The 16,689-nt window shown below is 70.8% G+C and carries 17 protein-coding genes and 1 tRNA gene; 2 read left to right on the top strand and 16 right to left on the bottom strand.

Going from position 1 to position 16,689, the window contains the following annotated elements; all coding sequences use genetic code 11:
- Positions 1-88: 88 nt before the first annotated feature.
- The 15 genes from SPK54_RS12760 to prmB form a co-directional block, all read right to left on the bottom strand.
- Positions 89-173, bottom strand: a tRNA-Leu gene (locus SPK54_RS12760).
- Between the two features lie 56 nt (positions 174-229).
- A complete protein-coding gene (secG, locus tag SPK54_RS12755; protein ID WP_330948270.1) occupies positions 230-631 on the bottom strand; it encodes a preprotein translocase subunit SecG in 402 nt (133 codons plus the stop codon).
- A 20-nt stretch (positions 632-651) separates the two neighbouring features.
- Entirely contained in the window at positions 652-1,398 is a 747-nt protein-coding gene (gene tpiA / locus SPK54_RS12750) for a triose-phosphate isomerase (RefSeq protein ID WP_330948269.1), read from the bottom strand.
- Positions 1,399-1,408: 10 nt separating this feature from the next.
- Positions 1,409-2,362, bottom strand: coding sequence for a 2-oxoglutarate and iron-dependent oxygenase domain-containing protein (locus tag SPK54_RS12745; RefSeq protein ID WP_330948268.1), 954 nt, complete (start codon positions 2,360-2,362; stop codon positions 1,409-1,411).
- A 43-nt stretch (positions 2,363-2,405) separates the two neighbouring features.
- Positions 2,406-3,764 (bottom strand): phosphoglucosamine mutase, encoded by a 1,359-nt coding sequence (gene glmM / locus SPK54_RS12740; protein WP_330948267.1) that lies wholly within the window; start codon positions 3,762-3,764, stop codon positions 2,406-2,408.
- Complete coding sequence (gene accD / locus SPK54_RS12735; protein ID WP_330948266.1) at positions 3,761-4,651, bottom strand: acetyl-CoA carboxylase, carboxyltransferase subunit beta; 891 nt, start codon at positions 4,649-4,651, stop codon at positions 3,761-3,763. The genes glmM and accD overlap by 4 nt, the downstream gene beginning before the upstream one ends.
- 84 nt (positions 4,652-4,735) lie before the next feature.
- On the bottom strand, positions 4,736-5,551 hold the full coding sequence (trpA, locus tag SPK54_RS12730; protein WP_330948265.1) for a tryptophan synthase subunit alpha: 816 nt from the start codon (positions 5,549-5,551) through the stop codon (positions 4,736-4,738).
- The gene (locus tag SPK54_RS12725) at positions 5,548-5,949 is read right to left on the bottom strand and encodes a DUF3144 domain-containing protein (RefSeq protein WP_330948264.1); all 402 of its coding nucleotides are present in this window, start codon (positions 5,947-5,949) and stop codon (positions 5,548-5,550) included. The genes trpA and SPK54_RS12725 overlap by 4 nt, the downstream gene beginning before the upstream one ends.
- A gap of 151 nt (positions 5,950-6,100) precedes the next feature.
- The gene (gene trpB, locus SPK54_RS12720) at positions 6,101-7,339 is read right to left on the bottom strand and encodes a tryptophan synthase subunit beta (RefSeq protein WP_330948263.1); all 1,239 of its coding nucleotides are present in this window, start codon (positions 7,337-7,339) and stop codon (positions 6,101-6,103) included.
- Positions 7,340-7,545: 206 nt separating this feature from the next.
- The gene (locus SPK54_RS12715; RefSeq protein WP_330948262.1) at positions 7,546-8,211 is read right to left on the bottom strand and encodes a phosphoribosylanthranilate isomerase; all 666 of its coding nucleotides are present in this window, start codon (positions 8,209-8,211) and stop codon (positions 7,546-7,548) included.
- 3 nt (positions 8,212-8,214) lie between these two features.
- Positions 8,215-9,009 (bottom strand): tRNA pseudouridine(38-40) synthase TruA, encoded by a 795-nt coding sequence (truA, locus tag SPK54_RS12710; RefSeq protein ID WP_330948261.1) that lies wholly within the window; start codon positions 9,007-9,009, stop codon positions 8,215-8,217.
- 23 nt (positions 9,010-9,032) lie between these two features.
- Complete coding sequence (locus SPK54_RS12705) at positions 9,033-11,114, bottom strand: FimV/HubP family polar landmark protein (RefSeq protein WP_330948260.1); 2,082 nt, start codon at positions 11,112-11,114, stop codon at positions 9,033-9,035.
- 34 nt (positions 11,115-11,148) lie between these two features.
- Positions 11,149-12,189, bottom strand: coding sequence for an aspartate-semialdehyde dehydrogenase (locus tag SPK54_RS12700; protein ID WP_330948259.1), 1,041 nt, complete (start codon positions 12,187-12,189; stop codon positions 11,149-11,151).
- 153 nt (positions 12,190-12,342) lie between these two features.
- Positions 12,343-13,467 (bottom strand): chorismate synthase, encoded by a 1,125-nt coding sequence (gene aroC, locus SPK54_RS12695; RefSeq protein WP_330948258.1) that lies wholly within the window; start codon positions 13,465-13,467, stop codon positions 12,343-12,345.
- Between the two features lie 4 nt (positions 13,468-13,471).
- Positions 13,472-14,416 (bottom strand): 50S ribosomal protein L3 N(5)-glutamine methyltransferase, encoded by a 945-nt coding sequence (gene prmB, locus SPK54_RS12690; RefSeq protein WP_330948257.1) that lies wholly within the window; start codon positions 14,414-14,416, stop codon positions 13,472-13,474.
- Positions 14,417-14,497: 81 nt separating this feature from the next.
- On the opposite strand from prmB, the gene SPK54_RS12685 reads away from it, so the two are divergent.
- The gene (locus tag SPK54_RS12685; RefSeq protein WP_330948256.1) at positions 14,498-15,142 is read left to right on the top strand and encodes an SCO family protein; all 645 of its coding nucleotides are present in this window, start codon (positions 14,498-14,500) and stop codon (positions 15,140-15,142) included.
- The gene (gene asd, locus SPK54_RS12680; RefSeq protein ID WP_330948255.1) at positions 15,139-15,981 is read left to right on the top strand and encodes an archaetidylserine decarboxylase; all 843 of its coding nucleotides are present in this window, start codon (positions 15,139-15,141) and stop codon (positions 15,979-15,981) included. Before SPK54_RS12685 ends, asd begins: the two co-directional genes overlap by 4 nt.
- 205 nt (positions 15,982-16,186) lie before the next feature.
- On the opposite strand, the gene SPK54_RS12675 is transcribed toward asd, so the two are convergent.
- Positions 16,187-16,411 carry a hypothetical protein gene (locus SPK54_RS12675; protein ID WP_330948254.1) on the bottom strand — a complete coding sequence of 75 codons (225 nt, stop codon included), beginning with the start codon at positions 16,409-16,411 and terminating at the stop codon, positions 16,187-16,189.
- Between the last annotated feature and the right edge of the window lie 278 nt (positions 16,412-16,689).

Below are 16,689 nucleotides of genomic sequence, written 5' to 3'. Positions count from 1 at the left end.
CAGCAAGTCTGCCCGGTCGGCCGTGCGCCTTTCCCCTCAGTTGGGAGAAGAACCAGAAAAAACCCCGCCGAAGCGGGGTTTTCCGGATTGGTGCCCAAGAGGGGACTCGAACCCCTACGACCTAAATCGCTACCACCTCAAGGTAGTGCGTCTACCAATTCCGCCACCTGGGCAAAATTTGCGGTCTTGCGACCGCGAACCACAATTCTAGAACGTGTCGCGCCGGCCGTCATTGGCCCGGAGCGGGCGCCGGCGGCGCCGGCTGGGTCTCCGCTGCCGGCGGCTGCGCGGCGGCGGTGGGAACCTGTGCGGTCGGCACCTGCGCCGCCGGCTGAGCCGGCGCCTGCTGCTGCGCCATCACGCCGAGGTCTGCCTTGGCCGGGCCCTGGCGGTTGGCCTGCCGGCTGGCGTACATCGCCATGCCCATGCTGATCACGAAGAACGTGATCGCCAGCCACTTGGTGCTCTTGCTCAGGAAGTTGGACGCGCCGCGCGCGCCGAACACGGTGGCCGAAGCGCCTCCGCCGAACCCGGAGCCGGCCGAGGCGCCAGCCCCCTGCTGCAGCAGCACGAAGGCGATGATGGCGATCGCCACCAGCACGTACAGGATCTGGATGAATTGCAGCAACATCTGCGCGTTCTCTTGGGTGTTCAGGCCGCCGCGCGGGCGATGGCCAGGAAATCCGCGGCCGCCAGCGAGGCGCCACCGATCAGCCCGCCGTCCACGTCGGCCTGGGCGAACAGGCTGGCCGCGTTGTCGGGCTTGACGCTGCCGCCGTACAGCAGGGGCAGCGAATCGGCAATTCTAGCATCGAGCGCGGCGATTTGGCTACGAATGAAGGCGTGCACGGCCTGCGCCTGCTCCGGGCTGGCGGTGCGGCCGGTGCCGATCGCCCACACCGGCTCGTAGGCCACCACCGCATCGGCGAACGCGGCCACGCCCGCCAGTGCCAGCACCGGGGCCAGCTGCGCGGCGATCACTTCCTCGGTGCGGTCGGCCTCACGCTCCTCCAGGCTCTCGCCGACGCAGAGGATGGGCTGCAGGCCCGCGGCCTGCGCGGCCATGAACTTGCGGGCCACCAGCTCGCTGCTCTCGGCGTGGTACTGGCGGCGTTCGGAATGTCCGACCAGGGTGTAGCGCGCGCCGACGTCGGCCAGCATCGCCGCCGCCACCTCGCCGGTGTAGGCGCCCTTGTCGTGCGCGCTCACGTCCTGCGCGCCGAAGGCGACGCCGTTGCCGTCGAACTTCGCCACCAGCTCGGCCAGGTAGGGATACGGCGGCAGCACCGCCAGCTCCGCGCCTTCGATGCCGGCGGCCACGATGTCGGCGACCAGCGCATGGGCGAAATCGCGATTGCCCTGCAGCTTCCAGTTGCCAGCGACGAGTTTGCGACGCATGTGACGCTCCTTATTTCAGCTTGATTTCGCGCAGGCGTTCCTGCAGGTAGCCTTCCGCGGTGATCGGCTCCGGATAGCGGCTGGGGTTGTCCGGGGTGATGCAGGACGGCAGCACGTCGATCAGGAAATCCGGGTTCGGGTGCAGGAAGAACGGCGTGGAATAGCGCGGCTGGCGCGCCTTCTCGCCCGGCGGATTCACCACGCGGTGGGTGGTGGACGGGTACACGTGGTTGGTCAGGCGCTGCAGCATGTCGCCGATGTTGACCACGATGGTGTCGGCGTCCGCGGTGAACGGCACCCACTCGCCCTTGCGCGACAGCACTTCCAGGCCTTCCGCGCTGGCGCCCACCAGCAGGGTGATCAGGTTGATGTCCTCGTGCGCGCCGGCGCGCACGTTGGGGATGTCGTCGGTGGTGATCGGCGGGTAGTGGATCGGGCGCAGGATCGAGTTGCCGGAATCGGTCTTGTCCGCGAAATAGTTCTCCGCCAGGCCGATGTGCAGCGCCAGCGCCGACAGTACCTGCGAGCCCAGCGCGTCCAACGACTGGTAAAGGCCGTAGCCGACCCGCTTGAACTCGGGGACCTCTTTCGGCCACTGGTTCTCCGCCATGTCGGCGGCGTACTTCGAATCGCGCGGGATCTCGCGGCCGATGTGCCAGAACTCCTTCAGGTCGAAATGCTTCGAACCCTTGGCGGTTTCCACCCCGAACGGCGTGTAGCCGCGCGCACCGCCGCCGCCCGCCACGTGGTACTGCTTCTTCACCGCTTCCGGCAGCGCGAAGAAAGCCTTGAAGGTGGCGTAGGCCTCGTCGATCTGCGCCTGCGGGATGCCGTGGTTGCGGATGCCGGCGAAACCCCACTCGCGGTAGGCCGCGCCCAGCTCGTCGACGAAGGCCTGGCGGTCGGCCGCGCTGGAAGGATGGGTGAAGCGGCGGATGTCCAAGGTCGGGATCTGCTGGGTCATGGCGGTCTTCCTTCCCGCCGGCGCGGGAATCACGGCGTTGGGATCAGGCGGCCGCGCGCACGGCGTCGGCCAGCGCGGACAGGGTGGATTCGACCAGCGCGGCGTCGTCGGCTTCGACCGTCACCCGCACCACGGGTTCCGTGCCCGAAGGACGCAGGAAGGCGCGGCCGCGGCCTTCCACCGCGCGCTGCGCCTGCGCCAGCGCGGCCTGCACGCTGGCGGCCTCGGCCGGCCTGCTGCCGGCGGCGAAGCGCACGTTGACGGTCTTCTGCGGCACCTTGCGCAGGTCTTTCAGCGCCTCGGCCAGACCGATGCCGCGGCGCTGCAGCACTTCCAGCACCTGCAGTGCGCTGACGATGCCGTCGCCGGTGCTGGCGCGGTCCAGGCACAGGATGTGGCCGCTGGCCTCGCCGCCCAGCACGCCGTCGTGGGCCAGCAGCTGCTGGTGCACGTAGCGGTCGCCGACCTTGGCGCGCACGAAGGCGATCCCGCGCGCCGCCAGCGCCCGTTCGAAGCCGAAGTTGGTCATAAGCGTGCCGACCACGGGCCCACGTAGGCGGCCGCTTTCCTGCCAGTCGCAGGCGAGCACGTAGAGCAGGTCGTCGCCGTCGCAGACTCGCCCCTGGCCGTCGACGAACAGCACCCGGTCGCCGTCGCCATCGAAGGCGATGCCGAGCTCGGCGCCGCTCTCGCGCACCCGCGCGGCCAGTGCTTCGGGATGGGTGGACCCCACGCCCTCGTTGATGTTGACGCCGTTGGGTTCGACTCCCATGGCGTCCACGCGCGCATCCAGTTCGCGCAGCACCAGCGGCGCCAGCTGGTAGGTGGCGCCATTGGCGCAGTCCACCACGATCCGCATGCCGCCGAGGTGGAAGCCCTTGGGCACCGAATTCTTGCATGCCTCGACGTAGCGGCCGATGGTGTCGCGGGTGCGCACCGCCTTGCCCAGCTTTTCGGAAGGCACGGTGGAGAACGGCGCGTCCAGCGCAGCCTCGATGGCCAGCTCGGTGGCGTCATCCAGCTTCTCGCCCTGGGCGGAGAAGAACTTGATGCCGTTGTCGTGGTGCGGGTTGTGCGAAGCGGAGATCACGATGCCGCCGTCGGCACGCATCGAATGGGTCAGGTGCGCCACCGCCGGGGTCGGCATCGGCCCCATCAGCTGCACGTCCACGCCGGCTGCGACGAGGCCGGCTTCCAGCGCCGCCTCGAACATGTAGTTGGAAATGCGCGTGTCCTTGCCGATCACCACCATCGGCTTGCGCCACTCCTGGCGGTCGCGCGCGGCCGCCACCAGCGCATGGCCGTACGCATTGCCCAGGCGCAGCACGAAGTCGGCGGAAATCGGGCCCTCGCCGACCCGGCCGCGGATGCCGTCGGTGCCGAAATACTTGCGCGTGCTCACGCTGCCTCCGCGCCGTCGGCCGGGGCCGGGCGCTTCATCAGCATGGCCAGTAGGTGCGCCAGCCGCTCGCGCATTTCGCGGCGGTCGACGATCTGGTCGACGGTGCCATGCTGGAGCAGGAATTCGCTGCGCTGGAAGCCTTCCGGCAGCTTCTCGCGCACGGTCTGCTCGATCACCCGCTGCCCGGCGAAACCGATCAGCGCGCCCGGCTCGGCGATGTTCAGATCGCCCAGCATGGCGAAGCTGGCCGACACGCCGCCGGTGGTGGGGTGGGTCAACACGGAGACATACGGCAACCCGGCGGCGCGCAGCCGGCCCAGCGCCGCGGAGGTCTTGGCCATCTGCATCAGCGAGAACAGGCTTTCCTGCATGCGCGCACCGCCGCTGGCGGTGAAGCACACGAACGGGCAGCGCAGCTCCAGCGCGCGCTCGGCGGCCAGGGTGAAGCGCTCGCCCACCACCGAGCCCATCGAGCCGCCCATGAAGGCGAAGTCGAACGAGGCGGCGACCAGGTCATGTCCGGCCAGCTTGCCTTCCAGCGCGACCAGCGCATCGCGCTCGCCGGTGGACTTCTGCGCGGCCTTGATGCGGTCGGAATATTTCTTCTGGTCCTTGAACTTGAGCACGTCGGTCGGGCCCAACTCGGCGCCGATCTCGCGCCCCGCGCCGTCGTCCAGCAGCGCCGCCAGCCGCGCGCGGGCGCGGATCGGCATGTGGAAGGCGCACTTCGGGCAGACCTCGAGGTTCTCCTCGAGTTCGGGTCGGTACAGCACCGAACCGCAGCGCTCGCATTTTTCCCACAGGCCCTCGGGCACGCTGCGCTTGCGCTCGCTGCCCGCGTCGGTGCGGATGCCGGTGCCCGGCATCAGTTTCTTAAGCCAGCTCATTCGTTTCGATCACCGCAGGTTGCGTCGCGCGCACGATTGCCCGCTTCCATCCGGGCCGGGCCCGGACGGCGCCCAGTCTACTACTCAGGCCGGAACGGCCAGCCCATCCAGCGCCGCGCGCAGGGGGCGCAGGAACGCGTCGGCACGTGCGGCGGCATCCGCCTCGCCGGTGCTGCCTTCCATCGCGGACACCAGCGCGCTGCCCACCACCACGCCGTCGGCATGCGTCGCCATCGATGCAGCGCTGGCGGCGTCGCGGATGCCGAAGCCGGCGAACACCGGCGCCTTCGCCATCGCGCGCAGGTCCGCCAGATGGCGGCCGGCGTCCCCCACGTCCAGGTGCGCCGCGCCGGTGACGCCGGCGTAGGTCACGTAGTACAGGTAGCCGTCGGCCTGTTCGCACAGGCGCTGCAGGCGGGCCTCCGGCGTGGTCGGCGAGGCCAGCGAGATCAGCGCCAGTCCGTTGCGCGCGAAGGCCGCGCGGTACTCCTCCGCCTCTTCCGGCGGCAGGTCGACCAGCAGCATGCCGTCCACGCCGGCCGCCGCCGCATCGGCGGCGAACGCCGCCGCGCCGCGGATCTCGACCGGATTGAGGTAACCCATCAGCACCACCGGGGTAGCCGCATCGCGCTCGCGGAACGCGCGCACGGAGTCCAGCACCCAGGCAAGCCCGGCCCCGCGCGCCAGCGCGCGCTCGGAGCTGCGCTGGATCACCGGACCATCCGCCATCGGATCGGAGAACGGCACGCCCAGCTCGATCACGTCCGCGCCGGCCTGCGCCAGCGCGTGCATGACCGGCACCGTCGCCGCCAGCGACGGGTCGCCGGCGGTGATGAACGGCACCAGCCCCTTGCGCCCGGCCGAACGCAGCGCGCCCAGCCGTTCCTGCAGACGGGTCATTCGTTGGCCGCAGCCGGCGCGTCCTTGAGACGGCCGATCTTGACGCCGGCGGCCTTGTACTCGTCGGCCAGCTCGGAGTCGCCGACATCGATGCCGCGCTCTTCGCCCATGCCGTCCAGGTGCTCGTTGAGCATGCGGCGGTACATGGTGCTCATGTAGTCGAGGAACGCGGTGCGCTCCTCGGCGGCGGCGATCGGCTTGACGTTGGCCAGGAACACGTGCGCGTTGAAGCGCGCGCTGGCGAACAGGGCGGCCAGGCTGATGTTCTTCTCGCCGTACTGCTGCGACTGCTTGTTGGTCAGCTCGAGGTATTCGTTGACGCAATCGAAGAACTGCGGCGGGAACTGGGTGCCGTTCTGCTGTTCGGCCGCGGGCTGGGCCTGATTCTCTTCGGCCATGGCCGGACTCCTGGATGGATGAGGTGAAGTGGAACCGGGCATTCTCGCCGAAACCGGGCCGCAGGCCAAATCCCACAAGGGCCGCGGGACGGCCCCCTGCTACTGGATTGCCCGTGCTGCGGCGTATGGCCGAGCGCCCGGGCGAGATAGGCTAAAGCGACAGGCCCTCGCGCGCGGCGATGGTGTGCACGTCCTTGTCGCCGCGGCCGGACAGGTTGCACAGGACCAGCTTGTCGCTGGGCAGTTCACGGGCCAGCTTGATCGCCTGCGCCACCGCGTGGCTGGACTCCAGCGCCGGCAGGATGCCCTCGGTATGGGTGAGGCGGTGGAACGCCGCCATCGCCTCCTCGTCGGTCACGCCCACGTATTCGGCGCGGCCGGTGTCCTTCAGGAAGGCGTGCTCGGGGCCGACGCCCGGGTAGTCCAGGCCGGCGGAGATCGAATGGGTCTCGGTGATCTGGCCGTCGTCGTCACAGATCACGTAGGTGCGGTTGCCGTGCAGCACGCCCACGCGGCCCGCCGCCAGCGACGCCGCGTGGCGGCCGGTCTCGATGCCATCGCCCGCGGCTTCGGCGCCGACGATGCGCACCGCCGGGTCGTTCAGGAAGGCGTGGAACATGCCGATGGCGTTGCTGCCGCCGCCCACGCAGGCGGTGACGGCGTCCGGAAGGCGCCCGTACTCGGCCAGCATCTGCGCGCGCGCCTCGCGGCCGACCACGGCGTTGAAGTCGCGCACCATCCGCGGGTACGGGTCGGGGCCGGCCACGGTGCCGATGATGTAGAACGTGTCGCGCACATTGGTCACCCAGTCGCGCATCGCTTCGTTCAGCGCGTCCTTGAGCGTGGCGGAGCCGCTGGTGACCGGCACCACCGTCGCGCCCAGCAGTTTCATCCGGTACACGTTGATCTTCTGCCGCTCGATGTCGGTGGCGCCCATGTAGACCACGCACTCCAGGCCCAGCCGCGTGGCCACGGTGGCGGAAGCAACGCCGTGCTGGCCGGCGCCGGTCTCGGCGATGATCCGGGTCTTGCCCATGCGGCTGGCCAGCAGCGCCTGGCCGATGGTGTTGTTGATCTTGTGCGCGCCGGTGTGGTTCAGGTCCTCGCGCTTGAGCAGGATCTGCGCGCCGCCGACTTCGCGGCTCAGGCGCTGCGCGTGGTAGATCGGGCTGGGCCGGCCGACGTAGTGGGCCAGGTCCTTGTAGAAGGCGGCGATGAAGGACGGGTCGACGCGCGCGGCGTCGTAGGCGTCGGCCAGCTCCTGCAGCGGCCCCATCAGGGTCTCGGCGACGAAGCGGCCGCCGTGGCGGCCGAAATGGCCGTCGGCATCGGGGTAAGCGTGGAAATCGATGGGCGCGGCGGGCGCGGCCTGGGGGCTGGAAGCGGTCACGCTGAAGTCTCCGGTGTCGGAACGCGCGCGGCGGAAACGCCGCTGGCGCAGGTCGAAACGATGCGATGGGCGCGCGCCCGGGACCCGGACGCGCAGGCAAGCGCGGCGTTATCTCACCGCCGCCGCAGGCACGCGCCGCCATCGCCGCAGCGAGCGGCCGAAGGGTGCGCGGGGGCGGTTGGATGTCTTCATGGCGTGGCCATAGCCTACCCGATCCCGGCGCCGGCCGGGTCCGCATCGGCCGCACGCACGGCCTCCACGAAGCGGCGCATGCGCAGTCCGTCCTTGACCCCCGGGGCCAGCTCGATGCCGCCGGCCACGTCCACCCCCCACGGGCGCACCGCGCGCACGGCCGCGCCGACGTTGTCCGGATCCAGCCCGCCTGCCAGCAGCCAGGGTCGATCCAGGTCCGCCGGAATGCTCGCGGGGTCCAGCCGCTGCCCGCTGCCACCCGCCGCGCCGGGCGCATGGCCGTCCAGCACGAAGCCGGCCGCGTGCGGCCAGCGCGCGCGCAGCGCACCCGCGTCCACGCGGATGCCGCCCAGGCCCAGCCCCTTGAGATAGGGCAGCCCGAACCGGCGGCAGAAGGCGTCGTCCTCGCCGCCGTGGAACTGCAGCAGGGTTGGCCGCGCTTCGTCGATCGCCGCGCGCACCTCGCGCTCGTCGTTGTCCATGAACAGCGCCACCAGCGCCACCAGCGGCGACAGCGCCGCGCGCACCGCTGCCGCCCGCGCCGGCGCAACCCGGCGCCGGCTGCGCGCGGCGAAGATCACCCCCACCGCGTCCACGCCCAGCTCGCAGGCCAGGCGCGCGTCGCCGGGCCGGGTCAGGCCGCAAAACTTGATGCGGGTGCGGAAGTGCGATCCGGCCATGGCCTACTCGAACTCCCCGCAGGCTTCGGCCGGCAGGTTCCAGTGCGGCGGATATTTTGGCCCGAGGAACAGCAGCCCGGCCGACGGCGCGGTGGGGCCGGCGACGGTGCGGTCGCGCCCCTCCAGCAACTCGGCGATCCACGCCACCGGCCGCTCGCCACGCCCCACCACCAGCAGCGAGCCGACGATGTTGCGCACCATGTGATGCAGGAACGCATTGGCCTGCACTTCCACCACCACCTCGTCGCCGGCGCGGGTGACGGAAATCTGCTGCAGGTTGCGGCGCGCATGGGTGGCCTGGCACTGCGCGCTGCGGAAGGCGGAAAAATCGCGCTCGCCCGGCAGCGCCTGCGCGGCTTCGTGCATCGCCGCCGCGTCGAGCGGCATGCGCTCCCAGCCCAGGTACTGCCGCTCCAATCCCGGCCTCGCGCTGCGGTTGAGTATCCGGTAGCGGTAGCGGCGCGCGCGCGCCGAGAAGCGCGCATTGAAGTCGTCTGCCACCGGCACGCACCACCGCACCGCCATGGTCGGCGGCAGGTTGGCGGTGGTGCCGAGGATCCAGCCGCGCGCGTCGCGGGCGGCCTCGGTATCGAAATGCACCACCTGGCAGCGCGCGTGCACGCCGGCATCGGTGCGGCCGGAGCAGACGGTGTCGATGGGCGCCGCGGCCACCTTCGACAGCGCCATCTCCAGCGCGGTCTGCAGGCTGCCGTCAGCCTCCAGCGCGCCGGCCGGGCTCAGCCGCTGCCAGCCGGAAAAGCCGCCGCCGTCGTATTCGACCCCGAGTGCCAGCCGCATCGCTTCGCTCTCGCCGGCGCGCCTCAACCCACCAGCTTGCTGAGCATGCGCGCGGCTTCGTCGCTGACCGCCTCATCCTCGTGATCGAGCAGTTCCAGCAGCAGCTGCTGCGCGGAGTTCTCGTCGCCCACGTCCAGGAAGGCGCGTGCCAGCTTGAAGCGCTGCTCCGGGCTGGCCTGCGCGGGCACGGACGCCAGATCGGGAAGGTCATCGACGACCGCGGCGCGAGCATCCGCGCCGGTGTCCACGGCTTGCTCCGCCGCGGCATCCACCGGCGCCGGCTGCGGCGCGGCCTCCACCTTCACCCAGCTGGAATGCCAGGCGGGGGTGTCCGCGGCTGCTGCGGGAGCCGCCGCCGGCGCGTCCGCAGGGATTGCGGCTGCGCCATCGGCCGGGGCGTCGGCCGCGACCGCCTCATCGGTGTCCGCGGACGCGTCGGCCGCAGCGGTTACCGGCGTCGGCGCAGCAGCCGGCGCCTCCGCCGCATTGGCGGCGGGCGCTTCCGGGGCGGCGGTGTCGGCCAGTGCGGGCGCGGCCATGCCGGCCGCCAGCGTCTCGCTGTCGAACACGCTGCGCCGCGGCGGCGGAGACTGCTTGCGGCGCCCCCCCACCAGCCAGGCCAGCAGCGCCAGCGCGACCACGCCAAGGCCACCCCACAGCCACGGCATCATCGTGGACTTGTCCGCAGCGTCGGCGGGCGCGGCCTGCTGGGTGCCGGTCTTGGTGGCGGGCACTGCAGTCCGGACCTGCCCGGCCCGGTTGGCCTCGGCCAGCCGCGCCTGCGCGGCGGCCAGCTCGCTGTCCTTCAGCGACAGCAGCTTCTGCTGTTCGTCCTTGAGCTTTTCCAGCTCCGCCAGGCGCTCCTTCAGTTCACCGATCTCGGCCGACTTGGCCGCGATGTCCTCGTCGCGCTGACGCAATTCCTGTTGCAGCATGCTGCCCTCGCCACCGGCGCTGGTGCCGGATCTGTTGCCCGTGGCCTTGCCCGGTGCCGTCGGCGGCACGATCTGCAGGCGCGCTTCTTCCCGCCGCGGTGCCGCCGCCGGCTTGGCCGCTGCAGCCGCCGCCGCGGGCTTGGCCATGGGTGCTTTGACGTTCGAAGCAGGCGCCGGCTTCGGCGCGGCCGCCGCGCTGGCGGCGCTGGCGGCAGTCGCCGGCGCGGCGTCCGGCTGGCGCACCGCGCGCCGTGCCTGCCGCCACTGGCGGGTCTGCTGGCGGACCACCTGTGCAGCCTCTTCGGCGCTGATCCTGGCCACATCCTCCCGCGACGGCACCCGCAGCACCGCGCCGCTGCGCAGGCGGTTGACGTCGTCGCCCAGGAACGCATCGGGGTTGGCCTGCAGCAGCGCCAGCATGGTCTGGTCGAGGCTGAAGCTGCGGCGCAGATCCAGCCCGCTGGCGATCTTCGACAGCGATTCGCCCGGTTTGATCGGGCCGTACTGCGCGGGATCCGGCCCGGGCTCTGCTGCCGGGACCGCCGCAACCGGCGCCGAACGCACGGGTTGCGGCACCGGCAACGCATTGGATGGGGTCGGTGCTTCTGCAGGGATGGGCACCGATTCCGGCGCAGCCGTCGAGGACGGAGTGACGGCTGGCGCGGGCGTGCGGGCAGCCGGCGCCGCGGGAACCGCCCGCTCGGGACGCCGCACCAGCGCCGGCGCGGGCGTCTGCGGGGCGCTCACATCCGGCGGCAAGGCCGCCCCGGCGGTGTTGGGGGCATCCATCAGCGCCGAGTACTCGCGCACCAGCCGGCCGGCGCCCCAGTCCACTTCGATCAGGAAGCTCAGCACCGGCTGCTCGACCGGGCGGATCGTGGTCACCCGGATCACCGGCCTGCCCCTGGCATCGCTGCCCAGGCTGAACTGCAGGTCGGCGGCGACGCCGCTGGGCGGCGCCAGGCCGACCCGGCGGAAGGTGTCCGGCGACGCCAGCCGCGCCTGCAGCGCGGCCAGCTCGCCCGGGGTCGTGGAGACGATGGGGATTTCCGCCAGCAGCGGCTGGTTGCGCTTGCTCTTGACCTGGATCTGGCCCAGGCCGAGCGCCCACGCATTGCCCGCTGCCAGCAACAGCGCGGCCACCACCGCTGTGCGCAATGTTCCGATCACTTGAACTCCATCCCCCGCCCTTGGCGCCGTGACTCTAGCCGCGCGCGGCCTTCGGCGGCAAGCCTTCGGCCACCAGCAGCTCGGCGATCTGCACCGCATTGAGCGCCGCGCCCTTGCGGATGTTGTCGGCCACCACCCACAGGTTGAGCCCGCGCGGGTGCGAGAAATCCTCGCGGATGCGGCCGACGAACACCGGGTCCTTGCCAGAGGCATGGGTGACCGGCGTCGGGTAGCCGCCGGCCTTGTGCTCGTCCACCACTTCCACGCCCGGCGCCTCGCGCAGCAGCGCGCGCGCCTCGTCCGCGGTGATCTTCTTCTTCGTCTCGATGTTCACCGCTTCCGAATGGCCGAAGAACACCGGCACCCGCACCGCGGTGGGATTCACCTGGATGGACGCATCGCCGAGGATCTTCTGCGTCTCCCACACCAGCTTCATCTCTTCCTTGGTGTAACCGTTGGGCTGGAACTCGTCGATGTGCGGGATCAGGTTGAAGGCGATCTGCACCGGGAACTTCGACGGCTGCGGGTCCTGGAAGCTGAGCAGCGCCGCGGTCTGCTTGCCCAGCTCCTCCATCGCGCTGCGGCCGCCGCCGGAGACCGACTGGTAGGTGGCCACGTTGATGCGCTCGATGCCGTACCGCTTGTGGATCGGCGCCAGCACCGGCATCAGCTGCATGGTGGAGCAGTTGGGGTTGGCGATGATCCCGCGCGGGCGGTTGCGCGCCTGCTCCGGGTTCACTTCGCTGACCACCAGCGGCACGTCGTCGTCGTAGCGGAAGGTGGAGGAGTTGTCGATCACCACCGCACCCGCCGCGACAAACTTCGGCGCGTATTCCTTGGACACCGACCCGCCGGCGGAGAACAGCGCGATGTCGATGCCGGACGGATCGAACGTGGCCAGGTCCTGCACCAGCACGTCGTCGCCGCCGAAGTCGACGTGGCCGCCGGCGCTGCGCTCGCTGGCCAGCGCCACCAGCTCGCCCACCGGGAAATCGCGCTCGGCCAGGATCGACAGCATCGTCTCGCCCACCGCGCCGGTCGCGCCGACCACGGCCACCTTGTATTGCTTGCTCATCTGGAAACTCCTGGAACTTGTAGGAGCGCACCGCAGGGGCGCGATGGCACCGGGCCCGGTCGCGCCCCTGCGGTGCTCCTACAGCATGGATTGGGGTTGGACTTGCCTGCTGCGGCGCGCTGCTGCCCGTAGGGCCAAGCCGGCGGCGCGCCGCTATCGTTTGATGTCGGAGGTGGATTTCGTGCCCGGAACGCGCGGACCGACCTCGCCCACGTCGCCGCACTGCGCGCGGTGGCGCAGCGCCTGGTCCATCAGCACCAGCGCCAGCATCGCCTCGCAGATCGGCGGCGCGCGCAGGCCCACGCAGGGGTCGTGGCGGCCGGTGGTGACGATCTCCACCACGTTGCCGTCCACGTCCAGCCCGTCCACCGGCAGGCGCAGGCTGGAGGTGGGCTTGAACGCCACCGACACGGAGATCTGCTGGCCGGTGGAAATGCCGCCGAGGATGCCGCCGGCGTGGTTGGACAGGAAGCCCTCGGGCGCCATCTGGTCGCGATGCGTGCTGCCCTTCTGCATCACCGAGGCGAAGCCGTCGCCGATCTCCACGCCCTTGACCGCATTGATCGACATCATCGCCGCGGCCAACTCGCCGTCGAGCTTGCCGTAGATCGGCTCGCCCCAGCCCGGCGGCACGCCTTCGGCCACCGCCAGCACGCGCGCGCCGACCGAATCGCCGGACTTGCGCAGCGCGTCCATGTAGGTTTCCAGCGCCGGCACCTGCGCCGCGCAGGGCCAGAAGAACGGGTTGTCCTCCACCGCCGCCCAGTCATGCGCCTGCGGCCCGCCGTTGGCAGGCACGATGTCGCCGATCTGCGCCACGCAAGCGCGCACGGTCACGCCGCGCTGGGCCAGCCACTTCTTGGCGATGACGGCGGCGGCCACGCGCATCGTGGTCTCACGCGCGCTGCTGCGCCCGCCGCCGCGCGGATCGCGGATGCCGTACTTCTGCCAGTAGCTGTAGTCGGCATGGCCGGGGCGGAACTGCGCGGCGATCGCGCTGTAGTCCTTGCTGCGCTGGTCGGTGTTGCGGATCAGCAGCGCGATGGGGGTGCCGGTGGTGACGCCTTCGTACACGCCGGACAGGATCTCCACCTCGTCCGCCTCGCGCCGCTGCGACACGTGGCGCGAGTTGCCGGTGGCGCGCCGCTTCAGATCCGCGACGAAGTCCTCCGGCGCGATCGCGATCCCGGGCGGGCAGCCATCGAGGACGCAGCCGATGGCCGGCCCGTGCGATTCGCCGAAGGTGGTGACGCGCAGCAGGTGGCCGAAGGTGTTCATCGAATCAGAACAGCCCCGCAGGCGGCGCACCCGCTTCGCGCGCGGCGGCCAGCGCGGTGATGCGGGCGTTGTGTTCGATCAGGTCGGCGCACTCGGCCACGAAGATGCCCATCTGGCCGACCTTGAATTCCACCCAGGCCAGCGGCAGTTCCGGCAGCAGCTTGGCCAGCGCCTGCTCGGCCTCGCCCACTTCGCAGATCAGCAGGCCGTCTTCCGACAGGTGCAGCGGGGCGTCGCGCAGGATGCGAAGGCACAGGTCCAGGCCGTCGTCGCCCGCGCGCAGGCCCAGTTCCGGCTCGTGCGCGTATTCGCGCGGCAGGGCGTCGGTCTCGTCGTTGGTGACGTAGGGCGGGTTGGTGACGATCAGGTCGTAGCGCTCGCCCGCCAGGCCGGAGAACAGGTCGGACTTCACGAAGCGCACGTTCTGCACGTGCAGGCGTTTTTCGTTCTCGCGGGCCAGCGCCAGCGCGTCGTCGCTGATGTCCACGCCGTCCACGTGCCAGTCCGGGTTGTAGTGCGCCATCGCAATCGCGATACAGCCGGAGCCGGTGCACAGGTCCAGCGCGCGGCGCACGTCGCGGTCGCCCAGCCAGGGCTGGAAGCCGGACTCGATCAGTTCGGCGATCGGCGAGCGCGGCACCAGCGCGCGCGGGTCGGACTTGAAGCTGAGGCCGGCGAACCACGCCTCGCCGGTCAGGTAGCAGGCCGGGATGCGCTCCTCGATGCGGCGCAGGAACAGGCCCAGCACGTCTTCCTTTTCCGCCTCGGTGACGCGGGCGTTGCCGTACACCGGCGACAGGTCGTGCGGCAGGTGCAGGGCGTGCAGGGTGAGCTGGGTCGCCTCGTCCAGCGCGTTGTCGAAGCTGTGGCCGAAAGTCAGGCCCGCCGCGTTGAACCGGCTGGCGCCGTAGCGGATCAGGTCGATGATGGTCTGCAGTTCCTGGGACATGGCGGCAACAGCTGGGCAAGGCGCTGAAGTATAGCGGTGGCACCCCGGTATCATGGCGGGCCGCTTCCATGCCAGACGTTCATGTCCCGACGCCTTGTCCCCGTGTTGATCGTCGCCGCCCTCGCCGCCGGGCTGGGGCTGTGGGCCTCGCAGCGCCTGCACGCGCCGGCCGCGCCCGCGCCCGCGCTGCCCGCCACCCGCGCGGTGACCCTGCTGCCCACCCCGCGCGTGCTGCCGGCGTTCGCGCTGCAGCAGGAAAGCGGCCAGCCGCTGACGCAGGACAGCCTGAAAGGCCACTGGACCGTGGTGTTCCTGGGCTTCACCCACTGCCCGGACGTCTGCCCCACCACGCTGGCGGAGCTGGCCGGCGCGCAGAAGCTGTGGGCCACCCTGCCCGCCGCCACCCGCCCGCGGGTGCTGTTCGTCTCCGCCGACCCGGAGCGCGACACCCCGCAGCTGGTGGCCCAGTACGCCCGCGCTTTCCACCCGGAGTCGCTGGCCGCCACCGCGCCGCTGCCTCAGCTGGAAGCGTTCGCCCGCTCGCTGTCGCTGGTGTTCATGAAGGTGCCCGGCGCCAGCGGCGATCCGGCCGACTACAGCATCGACCACAGCGCCGCGCTGGTGCTGCTGGATCCGCAGGGGCGCATGGCCGGCGTGACCCAGCCACCGTTCGATATGAAGGGCATTGCCGCCGACCTCGAGATGCTGACCAAGGCCGCCCGATGAGCCCGCTCACCGCCCTCACCTACGTGCTGCCGCACCGCCTGCTGTCCTCGCTGGCGCGGCGGCTGGCCTATTCCACCAACCGTTCGCTCAAGCAGTGGCTGATCGACACCGTGACCCGCAAGTTCGGCGTGGACCTGAGCGAAGCCGCGGAGCCCGATCCCACCGCCTACCCCAGCTTCAACGCCTTCTTCACCCGCGCGCTGAAGCCCGGCGCGCGCACGCCCGATCCGGACCCGCGCGCGCTGCTGATGCCGGCCGACGGCCACATCAGCCAGTGCGGGTCGATCGTGGACGGCCGCATCTTCCAGGCCAAGGGCCAGGGCTTCACCGCCGCCGAACTGCTGGGCAGCGAGGCGGATGCCGCGCCGTTCCGCGAAGGCAGCTTCGCCACCGTGTACCTGTCGCCGCGCGACTACCACCGCGTGCACATGGCGTGGACCGGCACCCTGCGCGAAACCGTGCACGTCCCCGGCCGCCTGTTCTCGGTGGGCACGGACGCGGTGGCCAGCGTGCCGCGCCTGTTCGCCCGCAACGAGCGCCTGGTCTGCCATTTCGACACCGACTTCGGCCCGATGGTGCAGGTGATGGTGGGCGCGCTGCTGGTGTCCGGCGTGGAAACCGTGTGGGGCGGCGTGGAAATCCCCGCCTACGGCGACGCCATCACCCGCAAGGACTACCGCGGCCGTGGCATCACCCTGGAAAGCTTCGCCGAGATGGCCCGCTTCAACTACGGCAGCACGGTCATCGTGCTGCTGCCCAAGGGCGTGGCCACGCTGGATCCGGCGCTGCACGCGGAAAGCCCGGTGCGGCTGGGGCAGCGGTTGGCGCTGCGCGACTGAGGGCGCAGCTGGACGCGTTGGAGCTGGCAACGGCAAGGCCGCAGGCCTTCGATCTCGTTGGTGCCATCGGCCAGAAAGCGCGCGCAGTTCGGCATCCTCACATCGAACGCGATCAGCCGCGGCTGCGTGCGGCTGCCGCCATCCGCAAATCCGCTGCCGCGCCAAAACAGAAGATCCGCATCGCTGCAAGTCGCGGGTGACCTCGTCAGGCCGCTGCTGCGCGGGGCCCGGGGCGCCAGCCCAGCAGGCGCGCCGGCAGGAACAGCACCGCCTGCAGGAAGGCGAACAGCGCGGAGAAGGTGATGCCCACCAGTCGGAACGGCAGCGCGATCAGCCAGACCAGCGGCCACAGGACCAGCGCCAGCAAGGCAAGCGGCCAGCACAGGACGAACAGCACGCACCAGACCAGCAATGCCAGCAGCGCTTTCATGTCGGGCTCCCAAGGGCCTGATTGGAGCGCCTACGTTGCTGTCGGCAGCAGGCACCGGCAACCGCCGCGCGACGAACCTGCCGGAATCCGGCACGGAATCGGGAAAGCGGCGACGAATGGCCCGCGTGCAGCGCCAACTATCCGGAAGCGGCGTCCAGGCGGCTGCCGCCAATCAGCCGCACCACTGCTGCTCGCAGGGCACGCCGTCGTTGTCCCCGTCCATCCGTAAGCTTCCCCGATCGGCAGACACCCCATAAGTAGAACTTTCTGGCATGTTC

The sequence above is a fragment of the Thermomonas sp. LB-4 genome, from assembly GCF_036409385.1.
GTDB lineage: Bacteria > Pseudomonadota > Gammaproteobacteria > Xanthomonadales > Xanthomonadaceae > Thermomonas.
The sequence above is the reverse complement of the archived record's forward strand: the minus strand, read 5'-3'. Positions and strand labels throughout refer to the sequence as shown.